The sequence below is a fragment of the Pseudomonas sp. Q11 genome (assembly GCF_024494355.1).
In the GTDB taxonomy this organism is placed as follows: Bacteria; Pseudomonadota; Gammaproteobacteria; order Pseudomonadales; family Pseudomonadaceae; genus Aquipseudomonas; species Aquipseudomonas hefeiensis.
Genome location: NZ_JAKNQY010000035.1, coordinates 1 through 13,833, shown reverse-complemented (window position 1 = coordinate 13,833; position 13,833 = coordinate 1). Strand labels below are relative to the sequence as shown.

General features: G+C 62.2%; 14 protein-coding genes. 9 read left to right on the top strand and 5 right to left on the bottom strand.

Translation table 11 applies throughout. The features are described from left to right. The first annotated feature begins 248 nt into the window (after positions 1-248). Both MA884_RS25705 and MA884_RS25700 read left to right on the top strand, forming a co-directional pair. The gene (locus MA884_RS25705) at positions 249-1,553 is read left to right on the top strand and encodes a type VI secretion system Vgr family protein (protein ID WP_256233142.1); all 1,305 of its coding nucleotides are present in this window, start codon (positions 249-251) and stop codon (positions 1,551-1,553) included. Continuing rightward, on the top strand, positions 1,550-2,347 hold the full coding sequence (locus tag MA884_RS25700) for a DUF4123 domain-containing protein (protein WP_256233141.1): 798 nt from the start codon (positions 1,550-1,552) through the stop codon (positions 2,345-2,347). The genes MA884_RS25705 and MA884_RS25700 overlap by 4 nt, the downstream gene beginning before the upstream one ends. A gap of 4 nt (positions 2,348-2,351) precedes the next feature. Here MA884_RS25700 and MA884_RS25695 read toward each other — a convergent pair whose 3' ends face one another. Together MA884_RS25695 and MA884_RS25690 are read right to left on the bottom strand one after the other, a co-directional pair. After that, positions 2,352-3,701, bottom strand: a complete 1,350-nt coding sequence (locus MA884_RS25695; RefSeq protein ID WP_256233140.1) for an MATE family efflux transporter — start codon at positions 3,699-3,701, stop codon at positions 2,352-2,354. 177 nt (positions 3,702-3,878) lie between these two features. Then, positions 3,879-4,172 (bottom strand): hypothetical protein, encoded by a 294-nt coding sequence (locus MA884_RS25690; RefSeq protein WP_047227401.1) that lies wholly within the window; start codon positions 4,170-4,172, stop codon positions 3,879-3,881. Positions 4,173-4,337: 165 nt separating this feature from the next. Between MA884_RS25690 and MA884_RS25685 the strand changes: the two genes are divergently transcribed. From MA884_RS25685 to MA884_RS25670, 4 genes are read left to right on the top strand one after another with little or no spacing between them, the layout of a single operon-like run. Further along, positions 4,338-4,643, top strand: coding sequence for a MazG-like family protein (locus tag MA884_RS25685; RefSeq protein ID WP_003186192.1), 306 nt, complete (start codon positions 4,338-4,340; stop codon positions 4,641-4,643). Next, on the top strand, positions 4,640-5,389 hold the full coding sequence (locus tag MA884_RS25680) for a methyltransferase domain-containing protein (RefSeq protein ID WP_256233139.1): 750 nt from the start codon (positions 4,640-4,642) through the stop codon (positions 5,387-5,389). The genes MA884_RS25685 and MA884_RS25680 overlap by 4 nt, the downstream gene beginning before the upstream one ends. A gap of 25 nt (positions 5,390-5,414) precedes the next feature. After that, entirely contained in the window at positions 5,415-6,032 is a 618-nt protein-coding gene (locus tag MA884_RS25675; protein ID WP_256233138.1) for a DUF4136 domain-containing protein, read from the top strand. 20 nt (positions 6,033-6,052) lie between these two features. Continuing rightward, positions 6,053-6,610, top strand: coding sequence for a DUF4136 domain-containing protein (locus tag MA884_RS25670; RefSeq protein ID WP_256233137.1), 558 nt, complete (start codon positions 6,053-6,055; stop codon positions 6,608-6,610). Positions 6,611-6,896: 286 nt separating this feature from the next. On the opposite strand, the gene MA884_RS25665 is transcribed toward MA884_RS25670, so the two are convergent. Then, positions 6,897-7,751, bottom strand: a complete 855-nt coding sequence (locus tag MA884_RS25665) for a MaoC/PaaZ C-terminal domain-containing protein (RefSeq protein ID WP_256233136.1) — start codon at positions 7,749-7,751, stop codon at positions 6,897-6,899. 2 nt (positions 7,752-7,753) lie between these two features. Continuing rightward, entirely contained in the window at positions 7,754-9,106 is a 1,353-nt protein-coding gene (locus MA884_RS25660; protein ID WP_256233135.1) for a 3-oxoacyl-ACP reductase, read from the bottom strand. Positions 9,107-9,249: 143 nt separating this feature from the next. Here MA884_RS25660 and MA884_RS25655 point away from each other — a divergent pair, with 143 nt between their 5' ends. Next, positions 9,250-10,527, top strand: coding sequence for an acetyl-CoA C-acetyltransferase (locus tag MA884_RS25655; protein ID WP_256233134.1), 1,278 nt, complete (start codon positions 9,250-9,252; stop codon positions 10,525-10,527). On the opposite strand, the gene MA884_RS25650 is transcribed toward MA884_RS25655, so the two are convergent. Then, positions 10,514-11,542 (bottom strand): bile acid:sodium symporter family protein, encoded by a 1,029-nt coding sequence (locus MA884_RS25650; RefSeq protein ID WP_256233133.1) that lies wholly within the window; start codon positions 11,540-11,542, stop codon positions 10,514-10,516. The genes MA884_RS25655 and MA884_RS25650 overlap by 14 nt on opposite strands. Positions 11,543-11,621: 79 nt before the next feature. Here MA884_RS25650 and MA884_RS25645 point away from each other — a divergent pair, with 79 nt between their 5' ends. After that, positions 11,622-12,413: a helix-turn-helix transcriptional regulator gene (locus MA884_RS25645; RefSeq protein ID WP_256233132.1), complete on the top strand. Its 792-nt coding sequence runs from the start codon at positions 11,622-11,624 to the stop codon at positions 12,411-12,413. A 225-nt stretch (positions 12,414-12,638) separates the two neighbouring features. Then, a complete protein-coding gene (locus MA884_RS25640) occupies positions 12,639-13,532 on the top strand; it encodes a PA4780 family RIO1-like protein kinase (protein ID WP_256233131.1) in 894 nt (297 codons plus the stop codon). Positions 13,533-13,833: the final 301 nt, after the last annotated feature.

Below are 13,833 nucleotides of genomic sequence, written 5' to 3'. Positions count from 1 at the left end.
GCTCGACCACTTGACTGATCGACATCGCCCTCCGGGACTGTCAGAAAATACATCGCGTGCTGCGGGTTTTTTCGGATAGTCCCGAAGGGCGTTTTTATTTTTACTGGCTGTTATTTCCGCACATCGGTTCATTTAACCGGTGCTGTCCTTATTTCATGTAGTCCCTTTCCTAACTTGTACTTGGGCTCTCTACTCGGCCATGGCTCTCAGCGAGAATCCACGGCCGCCCCTCCTGTAGAGAAACGCCGATGTCCGATCCAGCCAGCGAGCCGTCATTTCGTCTGGAGATAGCCGGTCTGCCCGAATCATTTGTTGTCGTGGCCTTCACGGGCAGAGAAGCCATCAGCGAACCCTTCGTCTTTGAAGTGGAGCTGTTGATCGGCGACACGCCCCTGGACTTGGCGAGCCTGCTGTACCGCAGCGTCTGGTTGAGTTTCGGGGCTTCGGGGCGGGGTATCCATGGGCAGCTTCACGAGCTGGTACAGCGTCGTCATGGCGCTGGCTGTCGGGTGCGCATCGGGCCGAAGCTGGCTTGCCTGGCGCAGCGCTTCACTCAACGGGTATTCAGTGCCCGCTCGGTGCCGCAGATCATCCGTCAGGTACTCAAGGCCCATGGCATTGCCGGGCGCCATGTGTGCCTGGACTTGAGCGGTGATTATCCGCCGCAGGACTTCTGTACCCAGTATCGGGAATCGGACCTGCAGTTTCTCCAGCGGGTGTGCCTACAGGCAGGTATCCACTTCCATTTCGAACAGGCTCGGGACGGGCATTGCCTGGTTTTCGCCGACAGTGCGGGCAGTTTTCCGCCCGTAGGCCAGGCCGCTTACGAGGCTGAAGGGCAGGCTCCAGCGGTGCGAGCCTTCAGCGTTCAAGCCGATGCGTCGGGGGAACAGGTTGCCCGGGGTCGCAGCGATCTGACGCACCTGCATTGTGGCCGGCTACTGTCGCTGACGGCCCATCCTCTTGACGGCTGGAACCAGCGCTGGCTGTTGACGAAGGTCGAGCATCGCGGCCAGGCCGGTGTTTATGGCAATCACTTTTACGCCATCTCTTGGGGGTTGCCGTTCGTGGCGACCGGGGTTCCTGCAAAGCCGCGCATGCTGAGCCAGCAGAGGGGCTGGGTGGTGGCGGTGGATGAGCCGGCGGTGCAGATGGCCGGGCGAGTGGCGGTGCAGTTCGACTGGACCTATCAAGGGGAAGGGGCCAACCCGAGTTACTGCTGGCTGCCATTGGCTCCTGAGCTGGCCGCCTGCAGGCCTGGAGTCATTCGTGACGGCACCGAGGTGTTGGTGAGTTTTATCGAAGGCGATCCGGACAGGCCGTTGATCAGCGCATTCTTCGACACGCCTGCATTGGCGGAAATATCGCAAGAGCCTTCCTTAAGCGAAACGCCCCCGCTGGGAGCCGACCCGGTCTTATTGGCGGCGATCCAGAGTGCCGAGCCGCTGGTCTTGCTATGCCTGTTGCCCGGAGGCGGCAGCTTCAGCCCCTGCGCCCAGCCGGTGTGTACCTGTCGCATGCTCACGCGGCTCGGCGTGGGCGCTGCGCTATGAGTGCCGCCGACATGTCTGGATCAGCGCCTCAATGGCTGCTGCTCGACGTGCCGGGTGTACCGGCGGCCGCGCAGCGTCTGCAGGAGCAATTCGCAGAGGCCCGCAGCTTTGCCTTGTTCGAAGGCACCGAGTTGCACGGGCTGAGGGAGCAGGGTCCGCTGCTGGTGGATCTGCAGCATTCGCCAGCGTTGACCAGTCTGTGTCATCTGGATGCCGCCTCCTGGCCAGGGCTGCTGTTGGTGAGTGCATCACCGGCCGCGCAATTGCTGGTGCATCTGCGGCGCATGTTGACGGTGACGTTGGGCCTGCATCACAAAGCCTTGTTGAACTACTACAACCCGCACACCGCCAGCTATTTTTTCGATGGTTGCGACCCCAGCGAGCTCAGTTGCTGGCTGGGTCCGATCAGCCTGTTGCGCTGGTTCGGCGGCACTTGGGCCGACCGGGCGATTGGCAGCCAGGGCTGGCAGCAACTGTCCAACCCGGGGCTGGCGGTGGCGGCGCTGGAAAATGAGCACAGCCTCAGTGATCGGCAGCAACGTCAGTTGCAGCAATGCCTGCTGGAGCGTCACGCCTGGCAATGGTCCCGTTCCATCGGGCGTGACTACCGCCTGCTCTGGAGCGACTTGCAGCAAGGATTGAAACTGGGGTTTACCGAACGGCCGGTGCTCGACGACTGGCTATGGCTGCGCCTGCAACACCCCCATGCCCGGTCGGTGCCGGAGCTGATAGGCGCCTCGCAGCGCGAGCGGCTCAATTATCTGCGACAACTGTGGCAAAACGATCAAGGTTGAAACGTTATAAGGCGCGGACGCCGAGCCAGCCGTCGCGCCGCTGCAAGTGCCAGGCAAAAGCGCCGAGGGTCAAGCTGCGCAATGCCATGAACAGCAGGAAAGTGATCCACAGCCCGTGGTTACCCAGCGCTTGCAGCACCCAGGCGAATGGCAACACCAGCAACAGAGTCAGGAGCATGCCGTTGCGCATTTCCCTGGCGCGGGTGGCGCCGATGAACAGACCATCGAGCAAATAACTCCAGACCGCGATCAACGGCAGCGCCGCCAGGTAAGGCAGGTAGCGGTAAGCGGTGTCGCGCACGTCGGGGATATCGGTCTGCATATCGATGAACAGGTGCCCGGCGAGCAGAAACAGCAGGGCAAACCCCACGCTTGCAATCAGTGACCAACCGCAGGCCACCACCAACGAGCGACGCAAGGCCAAGCGGTCGCGGGCGCCGATGGCGTGACCGCACAGCGCTTCGACGGCATGGGCCAAACCGTCCAGGGCGTGGGCTGTCAGCAGCAGACCGTTAAGTAGCAGGGCGTTGGCTGCCACGGTTGCATCCCCCAGGCGCGCCCCTTGTACTGTGATCAGGAAGAACACCGCTTGCAGCGCCAGGCTGCGAATGAAAATGTCCCGGTTCACCGCCAGCAGCGGGCGCCAGCTTTGCCACACCCCCAGGGCCGCCCAGGCGATCTGCCCTGGCCAGGCCCGCAGCGTCTTGTGCGCAAGGATCAGACCGACCAGGGCGCCGGTCCACTCGGCAATCACCGACGCCCGGGCCGAGCCGGTCACGCCCCAGTCCAGGCCGATCACGAACCACAGGTTCAGGGCGATGTTCACCAGGTTAGTCACCAGCAGGATCGCCAACGGCGCCCGGGCATTCTGTGCGCCGAGGAACCAACCCACCAGCGCATAACTGGCCAGCGCCGCCGGCAAGCCAAACAGGCGGGTGTGGAAAAAGTCCCGGGTCAACTGCTCAAGCTCGGCGGACGGTTGCATGAAATGCAACGCCACTCCACTCAACGGTACGCCGACCGCCCCCAGCACCAGCGCCAATCCCAACGCCAGCAGCAGGCCTTGCACCAACACCTGCCGCAGCGCGGCCCCATCACCACGGCCGGCCGCCTGGGCGGCGAACCCGGTAGAGCCCATGCGCAAGAAACCCATGGCCCAGGCCAGCACCGTATACAAGCTCGCCCCGACCGCCACCGCGCCCAATTGATGGGCGTGGGGCAGGTGGCCGATGACCGTGCTGTCCACCAGCGCCACCAGCGGTACGGAAATGTTCGAGAGAATCATCGGCGCGGCCAGCGCCCATACCCGGCGGTGGGTAAGACGGTCGCGCCAGTCGGTGATCAGGTTGGACATGCGAGCTCCTTGACGGAGCGCGATTGTAGCGGGTTCTCGCATGATCGTTCTCATGCTCCGCGTGGGAATGCCTCTGAAACTCTGTGGGAGCAAGGCTTGCCCGCGATGAAGATGACGCGGTCTTTCAGGGAGCCGAGGCGCCTGTATCGCGAGCAAGCTTTACTCCCACACAGGCCACTAGTGAATGATCCAGCTCAACAGCCACAACCCCAGCACCAACCAGATAATGCCCAGGATGATCGATGCCCGCATGAATGCGCGGATCGCCGAGTACAGCAGCATGAGCCCGAGGATCAGCGCAATGATGCTGATGATCGAGGTGTCCATGCCCAGTGTGCGCGACAGGCCATCGACAAAGTTGCCGCCGGCATTGGCCAGGGTGTTGAACAGGCCGCTGAGCAGGTCGACGATAAACCTGATCACCGAGCCGAGCGCCTGGCCGAGCCATTCGAAAAAGCTTTCTACCTGCATGTGTACGTCCTGATGAGAGGGAATCGGAATCGAGCCTTGGGCTTCTGGTTGTAAGAGCGGCTGAAGGCCAAGATCGTTCGATTATGGGGCAAAACACCGCTTCGTACCGAGACGCTTGCCTTCGCTCGTCATCCCCCCGAAGCTATGCGCATTCAGGAGACCTTGATGAACCTTGTTGAACTGACCGAACGCCTGCACGCCATTCGTGACCGTAACGATTGGCGGCAATTTCACAGCCCGAAAAACCTCGCCATGGCCGCCAGCGTGGAAATGGCCGAACTGGTGGAGATTTTCCAGTGGTTGACCGAGGACCAGTCGCGCCAGTTGCCGGCGGACAAACTGGCCCACGCCGGACAGGAAGTCGGTGACATCGTGTTGTACCTGTTGCTGCTGTGCAGTGAGCTGGGGTTGGACATGGATGCCGTGGTGCGCAGCAAGCTGGCCGACAGTGAGCGGCGGTTCGGCCAATGAGTGATCGTCATTTCGATCAGCTCGCCACACGCTTTGCTGAAAAAATCTACGGCGGGGCCAAAGGTGCGATCCGTCTGGCGGTGCTCCAGGCCGATCTGCTGGAAACGCTGCCCGATCGCCCATTGCGCGTGCTGGATATCGGTGCCGGTCTGGGCCACATGTCGTTGTGGCTGGCCGAGCGCGGCCATCAAGTGACCCTGGCCGAGCCGGCCGAGCCCATGCTCGAAGGTGCTCGCCAGCGGTTTGCCGATGCCGGTCAGCGCGCAACGTTCATCCAGGCGCCGTGGCAGGCGCTGCCTGCGCAGCTTTCTGAGCCTTACGACCTGGTGCTGTGTCACGCGGTGTTGGAATGGCTGGCCGAACCTCACGCGATCCTGCCGGTGCTGCATCAACTCACGGCCCCGGGCGGCTGGTTGTCCCTGGCGTTCTACAACCGTGACGCGCTGGTCTATCGCAACCTGCTCAAGGGGCATTTTCGCAAGTTGCGCAAAAACGATATGGCCGGGGAAAAACAGAGCCTGACTCCGCAACAACCCCTTGATCCACGGGAATTGGCGGCGCAACTTGAGGGCTTGTGGCAGGTCGAAACTCAAAGTGGCGTGCGGGTTTTCCATGACTACATGCCGGTGGAGTTCCAGGGCCGCGTGGAGCTTGCGCAGTTGCTGGAGATGGAGTTGGCCCACCGTCGCCATCCTGCGTTTGCCGGGTTGGGGCGTTATCTGCACTGGGTTTGCCGTCCCCTCTGATCTGAAAGAGCAATCGGAGCGCGAAATGAAAGGTCGTTCAGGGTTGTTGGTGTTGTGCTTGGGACTGGCTGCCTGCCAGGGCAGCAACCCGTATGTCGCCACGTCTAATCCGCTGCCACCGGCGCCACCGGAGGCCGCCACGGTGTTTGACCGCAGTGCTTACCCTGCGCCACCCCGTGACTACGGGCGCTATCGCAGTTGGGCCTGGCTCAACGGGCGACTGCCACCGGGGACCGCTTGGGCGGACTCGGCCCAAGTGGCTGAAGCGGTGAGCAATGCTCTGGATCAACGCGGCCTTCGCCCCTTGCATGACAACCGCCCGGCCGACCTGTTCGTCAGCGCGGACCTGCGCCTGGAAACGCGCGTGCGCCAGGTTCGCGACGACTATGACGCCGGTTACTACGGCGGCTACAACCGTTATGACCGCTACGGTCCCGGCTATGGCATGTACCACTCGGTGCCGGTGGTACGCACTTATCGGGAGCAGGTTGTGGTGGTGCGAGTAGACTTGTTCGATGCCCGTAATGGGCAGCCGGTGTGGAGCGCCAGCGCCGAGACCAGCCAGCGCGGCAGTCAGAGCGCGCGCACCGACGCCATTCGCGAAGCGGTGGAAAAAGCCCTGTCGGCTTATCCACCCAGTTGATCACGCAACGGAGAAAAACCATGTTTCGCCGTCTCGCTCTACTGGCTTTTGCCTTGCTGCTCAGCGCTTGCGCGGGTAAGTCGGTCAACCACGACTTTGACATCAGCCGGGATTTCTCGGCTTATCGCAGCTGGAGCTGGAAAGAGCCGGCGCTGCAATATCGCCCCGATGATCCGCGTATCAAGAGCGACCTGACCGAACAGCGGATCCGCCAGGCGGTTGCCGATCAGCTCGATCAACGCGGCCTGCGCCCGGCTCAGGCGGGCGGGCGAGGGGATGTGATGGTCCAGGCCTACCTGATCGTCGAGGATCGCCAGCAACAGGTCACGACCAACTATGGCGGCGGTTGGGGCGGCCCCTGGAATGGCTATTGGGGCGGGCCGATGTATAACGAAACCCGCAACATCAGCTACAAGGTCGCCACGGTGCAGATTGATCTGCTCGATGGCAAGGACGGCAAGCTGGTGTGGCGTGGCAGCGATGAACAACTGCTCAGCCATTCGCCCAACCCGACTGATCGCAGCACGGCGGTACGTGAGACGGTTGCGCGGATCCTGGCGAACTATCCGCCGCAGTAGGCGGATCCAGTATCGAAGAACTGACCCAGCGCTTTCGCGAGCAGGCTCGCTCCCACAGGGATTTGTGCCGGACGCGGGATCCATGAGCACCCGGGAACCCTTGTGGGAGCGAGCCTGCTCGCGATGGCGGTGGGTCAGCTTGCACCAATGCCGGCTGTGCCACCGTCATCGCGGGCAAGCCTTGCTCCCACAGTTTTCCGAGTCGTTCGCAGATCCCTATCCACCACAAATCCACGGTGGGAGCCGGCTCGCGATGACGGCGGCACATTCAACATCGATTCAGGTCTTAGCCAACCGGCCGCCAGCTCCCCACCATATGCTCCAACTCCCCGGACCCGATCAATCGCAAATCCCCACTGGACCCCGCCGCACTCGCCAGCAGTTTCACTTCGCTGGGCAGGCGCACCGGTTTCTTGAAGGTCACCTCGATCTCGATGTTGGCATCGGGCAAGTGTTCGTCCAGCGCCGCCAGAGTCCTGGCCTTGTTCCACAGGCCGTGGGCGATGGCGGTAGGGAAGCCGAATAGTCGGGCGCTGAGGCCGCTCAGGTGGATCGGGTTGTAATCGCCGGACACCTTGGCATATTGCCGGCCAATGTCTGCCGGCGCGGTCCAGTGCGCCACTTCAGTCAACGCCTGGATCTCCTGCAGCGGCTCCTCCACCAGCGCGCCGTCAAGCTGGACGCCCTTGCAGAGCATCTGGCTCTCGGCCTCCCACAACGGCCCCAGTTGATCGTCGATGCGAGTCACGATGTCGAACACCGCGCCCTTGGGGTGGGCTTGCAGGTTCTGGGCATTGACGCGGGCCTGCACTTGGCTGACCCCGCCCATCGGCCGCAGTACACGGATGCGATTGCTCAGGTGGATCAACCCCAGCAACGGGAACGGAAAATCCCGGCCGGTGAGCAATTGCATCTGCAGGGCAAACGCCAGCACGTGGGGATAGGTCGGCGGCAGCAGCCCGTTTTCGGCAAAACCGCAGACCTTGCGATAAGCCGCCAGGCGTTGCGGATCGACCTGTATCACTTGGCGCAATCCGTCCTCGGGCAAGGTTTTTCCGCTGACCTTGCGCCGTGTCGCGGCTTTCATGTACAGCGCGGACATACCGGGCGCGGCGTTTACTTCATGCCATTGAATCGTCATGGTCATGCTCCCAGGAGGCTTTGCCCGCACACCCGCAGCGTCTGGCCGGTAACGGCGCCCGTACCCGGCTGGGCGAGCCAGGCCACGGCTTCGGCGACATCCTGTGGCAGGCCGCCCTGGCCCAGGGAACTCATGCGCCGCCCGGCTTCGCGCAGGGCGAAAGGGATGTCGGCGGTCATACGGGTTTCGATGAAACCCGGGGCCACGGCATTGATGCTGATCCCCCGAGGTTGCAGGACCGGCGCCCAGGCCTGGGCCAGGCCGATCAACCCGGCCTTGCTCGCCGCATAGTTAGTCTGGCCGCGATTGCCGGCGATACCGCTGATGGATGCCAGCAGAATCACTCGGCCGTCGTCCCGCAGGGCGCCACTGTCGAGCAGGGCCTTGGTCAGCACCTGCGGCGCGTGGAGGTTGACCGCCAGCACCGCGTCCCAAAATTCCGGGGTCATGTTGGCGAGCGTTTTGTCCCGGGTAATGCCGGCGTTATGTACCACGATGTCGACGCCGTCGGGCAGGTGTTCAGTCAATTGCGTAGCGGCGTCTTCAGCGCAGATGTCCAGCGTCACGCTACGCCCGCTGAGGCGCGCAGCCAGGGCTTCGAGGTCGGCCTTGGCTTGCGGGACGTCCAGCAGGATCACATCGGCGCCATCACGGGACAGGGTTTCGGCAATGGAGGCGCCGATCCCGCGGGCCGCGCCGGTGACCAGCGCCTTGAGGCCCGTGAGCGGACGCGTCCAGTCCTGGACCTGGGCCTGGCAGGCGTCGAGGCGAATGACTTGCCCCGAAACATAGGCGCTCTTGGGCGACAGGAAAAACCGCAGCGCACCTTCCAGTTGGGCTTCTGCGCCGTCACCCACATACAGCAGTTGCAGCGTCCCGCCGTGGCGCAACTCTTTGGCCAGCGAACGGCTGAAGCCCTCCAGGGCCCGCTGCGTGCTGGCGGCGAACGGGTCGCCAAGGCTTTCTGGAGCGCGGCCGAGGATGACGACATGGGCGCTGTGGTCGAGGTTCTTCATCAGGGGTTGGAAAAACTCGCGCAGTTGCTTGAGCTGATCGGCCTGTGCCAGATGACTGGCGTCGTACACCACGGCCTTGATTTTCGGACCGTGGCCGGGGATCCACTCGGTGGCCAGTGTCGGTTCGCCCCCGTAGATGAAGATCGCATCGGTCAGGCGCTTGGCAAATGCGCCGATCTGTTCGGTCAACGGTCCGCCGCCCAGCAGCAACGCGCCTTCGATCGGCCGCAGCCGCCCGGCCTGCCAGCGCTCCAGGCGTACCGGCGATGGCAGGCCCAGCGCACCGACCAGGCGCAGGCCAAGGGGCGAATTGGCGAAGTCGATATAACGGTCTGACATGGAACACACTCCGGCTGATGAGGTTCAAAGTGTGGACCATGATTGGCAATCGGTCGTTCGATCGGCCAGATAAAGCCTAAGCTTGTGCGGGAGCCGGGTTCCCGCAGGCCCATTGGCATCCGGATATACACAGGGAGTTCTTCATGACACAGCTACGCCGCGTCGCGATCATCGGTGGTAATCGCATCCCCTTCGCCCGCTCCAATGGGGCCTATGCCACCGCCAGCAACCAGGCGATGCTGACCGCCGCGCTCGAGGGGCTGATCGAGCGCTACAACCTGCATGGTTTGCACATCGGTGAGGTGGCTGCCGGTGCGGTGCTCAAGCATTCCCGGGATCTGAACTTGACCCGCGAATGCGTGCTCGGTTCGCGCCTGTCGCCCACCACACCGGCCTATGACCTGCAACAGGCTTGCGGCACCGGGCTGGAAACCGTGCTGTTGACGGCCAACAAGATTGCCCTCGGGCAGATCGACAGTGCCATTGCCGGCGGCGTGGACACCACCTCGGATGCGCCGATTGGCGTCAACGAAGGGCTGCGCAGGATCCTGCTGCAAGCCAATCGCGCCAAAACCACCGCTGAGAAAATCAAGACCTTCCTGCAACTGCGTCCCCAGCACCTCGTTCCCGAACTGCCTCGCAATGGCGAGCCACGAACCGGCCTGTCCATGGGCCAGCATTGCGAATTGATGGCGCAGACCTGGCAGATTCCCAGAGAGGAGCAGGACCAACTGGCCCTGGAGAGTCATCAGAAAATGGCCGCGTCCTACGCCGAGGGCTGGCAGACCGACTTGATGACGCCGTTTCTCGGCCTGACGCGGGACAACAACCTGCGCCCGGACCTGACCCTGGAAAAACTCACCGCGCTCAAGCCGGCCTTCGAAAAAAGCGCCAAGGGCACGATGACGGCGGGCAATTCCACGCCGTTGACCGATGGTGCCTCACTGGTGTTGCTGGGCAGCGAAGAGTGGGCCAAGTCCAGGGGGCTGCCGATCCTGGCCTACGTGCGCGACGGCGAAACGGCAGCGGTGGATTTCGTCAACGGGGCGGAAGGGTTGCTGATGGCGCCGGTCTACGCGGTGCCTCGGTTGCTGGCGCGCAACGGCCTGACGTTGCAGGACTTTGATTACTACGAGATCCACGAAGCATTCGCCGCTCAGGTGTTATGCACGCTCAAAGCCTGGGAAGACCCGGATTATTGCAAGACGCGCCTGGGCCTCGACGCTCCGCTGGGCAGCATAGACCGCAGCCGGTTGAACGTGAAGGGCAGCTCCCTGGCCGCCGGACACCCATTTGCCGCCACGGGTGGACGAATCGTCGCCAACCTCGCCAAGTTGCTGGATGCGGCGGGGCGGGGCCGTGGTCTGATTTCCATCTGCGCGGCCGGTGGTCAGGGTGTGACGGCAATTATCGAGCGTTGAGAATCGCCTCGCGCTGTTGGCTGATCAGTTCGCGCTGACGGTTGGCGTAGCGTTCGGCCAGGATCGAACAGACGATCAACTGCAGTGGGTGATAAATCATGATCGGCAACAGGATCAGCCCCAGGCCGGGGTTGTTGCCGAAAATCAACGCGGCCATCGGTACCCCGGCCGCCAGGGATTTCTTGCTGGCACAAAATACCGCCGCAATCTCATCGGCGTTGCTGAACCGCAGGGCCCGGGCGGTGCGGGTGGTCATCCACAAAATGATTGCCAGCAACACGGCACTGCCAAGCAGTGCACTGAGCAGCACGGTGTTGCCTTGTTGTTGCCAGATGCCGGACACCATCGAATTGCAGAACGCCGCGTAGACCAGCAACAGGATCACCAGTTTGTCGATAATGCTGGTGTAGCGTTTATACCGCCCGAAAAAACCGGCCAGCCAGCGTCGCAGTAACTGCCCGAGCACCAGCGGCAGCAGCAACATCAGGCAAAGGTCGAGCAAGGTCGCACCCAGGTCGATACCCCCGGCGCCGCTGCCGACGACGAAACTGACCAGCAGCGGTGTCAGGAAAATCCCCAGCACACTGGACAGGCTCGCGTTGAGAATCGCTGCCGGCACGTTACCGCCGGCGCTGCCGGTCAGGGCCACCGAGGAGGAAATGGTCGAGGGCAAGACGCACAGGTAAAAGAACCCCAGCATCAGCAGTGACGGCAAATGGCGGCCCAGAGCCCAGTCGCTGACCAGCCAGATCAATGGGAACACGCCGAAGGTAAAACCCTGCACCATCAAGTGCAGCCGGATGTTTTTCAGACCGTGGCGGATCTGCTCGCTGGACAGGTTTATCCCATGCAGGAAGAACACCACAAAGATGCCGATATTGACCACCCACTCGGCATGCATGGCGCCGCCGGCTGCGCCGAACCTGGGAAACAGATACGCCAGCAATGTGGCGAGCAACATGCCGCAAAGAAACCAGTCGGTGGCCAGGCGTTTGAGGTGTCTGAAAATGTGCATACCGCACCGCAAGTTGTCAGAGAAGTCGACTTAGCCTAACGTCGACACTTGTAGCCGTCTTGCGACATAGGGCCAATCAATGCCGACTAACGGACACCAGCAACTTGAAAGACGCATTCCCGACCTTACTGAGTTGCCCAGGCCGCTTTATGCCCGTGTCGAAAGTTTGAGCGCCGGTTCCTGGACGCAGGCCCATCGTCATGATTGGGTGCAGTTTTCCTACGCCATCAGTGGGGTACTCGGCGTACATACCGCCGAAGGCAGCTTTTTCGCCCCGCCTCAATGGGGCATCTGGATTCCTGCCGACCTGGAGCATCATGTGGTGACTTCCACCCGAGCGGAAATGCGCAGCCTTTATGTCCACCGCGAGGCTTGCCCGTGGGCCGATGAGCGTTGCCGGGTGCTGGAGGTCACGCCACTGGCTCGGGAGCTGATCAAGGCTTTTTGTCAGATGCCGGCTGACTACTCACTGGGCGATACCCAGGAAGCACGACTGGTGCAGGTGTTGCTGGATCAATTGGCAGCACTGCCGGAAGTGGGTTTTTGCCTGCCGTTGCCCCGACATGCTCGTCTGCTGGCGCTGTGCAATGAACTGATCGAACAGCCCGAACAGAACGTAACCTTGCAAGCCTGGGCCGAGCGCTTGGGCACATCGGAAAAAACCCTGATGCGCCTGTTTCAGCGCGAAACCGGCCTGAGCTTTCGCGCCTGGCGTCAGCGCTCGCGGTTGTTGTCGTCCCTGGGGGCGTTGGAAAAAGGCGATAGCGTGACCGGCGCGGCGTTGTCCTGTGGCTATGACTCCACGTCCGCTTTTATCGCGGCGTTCAAGGGGATGTTTGGATTTACACCGGGGGAGCTGTTTAAACATTGAATCGGGTCAAGGACATGGCTGTCAGTTCTTGTGGCAAATACCTTCGCATTCAGTTGCCAACGCTATGCCCGGTCTCGGCTATGATTCGGCTCGGTCGATTTAATCCGGCACATTGTGTGCATCACCAGGGTTCATAAGTCGGTAACCCCTCCCCGTGGAGTGAGGATTGCCGTATAACGACAGTCATTCGCGTGTTCGGTAATAAAGGACCCCCAATAAAAGCTGATGAAGACTCCAAAACGCATTGAACCCCTGATCGAGGACGGTCTGGTCGACGAGGTGCTGCGCCCACTCATGAGTGGTAAAGAAGCAGCTGTTTATGTGGTGCGCTGCGGCAACGAGCTACGTTGCGCCAAAGTCTACAAGGAGGCGAATAAGCGAAGTTTTCGTCAGGCGGCCGAATACCAGGAAGGCCGCAAGGTGCGTAACAGCCGCCAGGCCCGGGCCATGGCCAAGGGCTCCAAGTTCGGGCGCAAGGAAACCGAAGACGCCTGGCAGAACGCCGAAGTGGCGGCGTTGTTCCGGTTAGCCGGCGCGGGGGTGCGAGTGCCCAAGCCGTACGACTTCCTCGAAGGTGTGCTGCTGATGGAGTTGGTGGCCGACGAGTATGGCGACGCGGCGCCGCGTCTGAACGACGTGGTACTGGAGCCGGACCAGGCCCGTGAGTATCACGCTTTCCTGATTTCCCAGATCGTGCTGATGCTGTGTACCGGGCTGGTGCACGGTGACCTGTCGGAGTTCAACGTGCTGCTTACGCCGACGGGCCCGGTGATCATCGATCTACCGCAAGCGGTGGATGCCGCGGGCAACAACCACGCCTTCAGCATGCTGGAGCGGGACGTGGGCAACATGGCGTCCTACTTCGGCCGGTTTGCCCCGGAGCTCAAGCGCACCCGGTACGCGAAGGAAATGTGGGCGTTGTATGAGGCCGGCATCTTGCACCCTGCCAGCGTGCTGACCGGCGAGTTCGACGAGCCGGAAGAACTGGCGGATGTCGGCGGGATCATGCGCGAGATCGAGGCTGCCCGCCTGGACGAGGAACGCCGCCAGGCCGTACGCGCCGCTGACGACGCTCCACCCGGCAAAACCGAAGAACCGCCTCCGCCTTGGATGCAGTGATCGCTTGACCAGAAACCCGGCCCAGGCCGGGTTTTTTGTGGCTGCCCAAAAAGCTCCCACAGTGTTTTTGTATGGCCTCAAAACCTGCGTTCACCGCCAATCCCCTGTGGGAGCGGGCTTGCTCGCGAAAGCGGTGTATCAGTTTGCATGGATGTTGGAGGTGCCGGCGTCATCGCGAGCAGGCTCGCTCCCACACTGTTCTTTGTGTGGCCTCAAAACCTGCGTTCAACGTCAATCCCCTGTGGGAGCGGGCTTGCTCGCGAAAGCGGTGTATCAGTTTGCATGGATGTTGGAGGTGCCG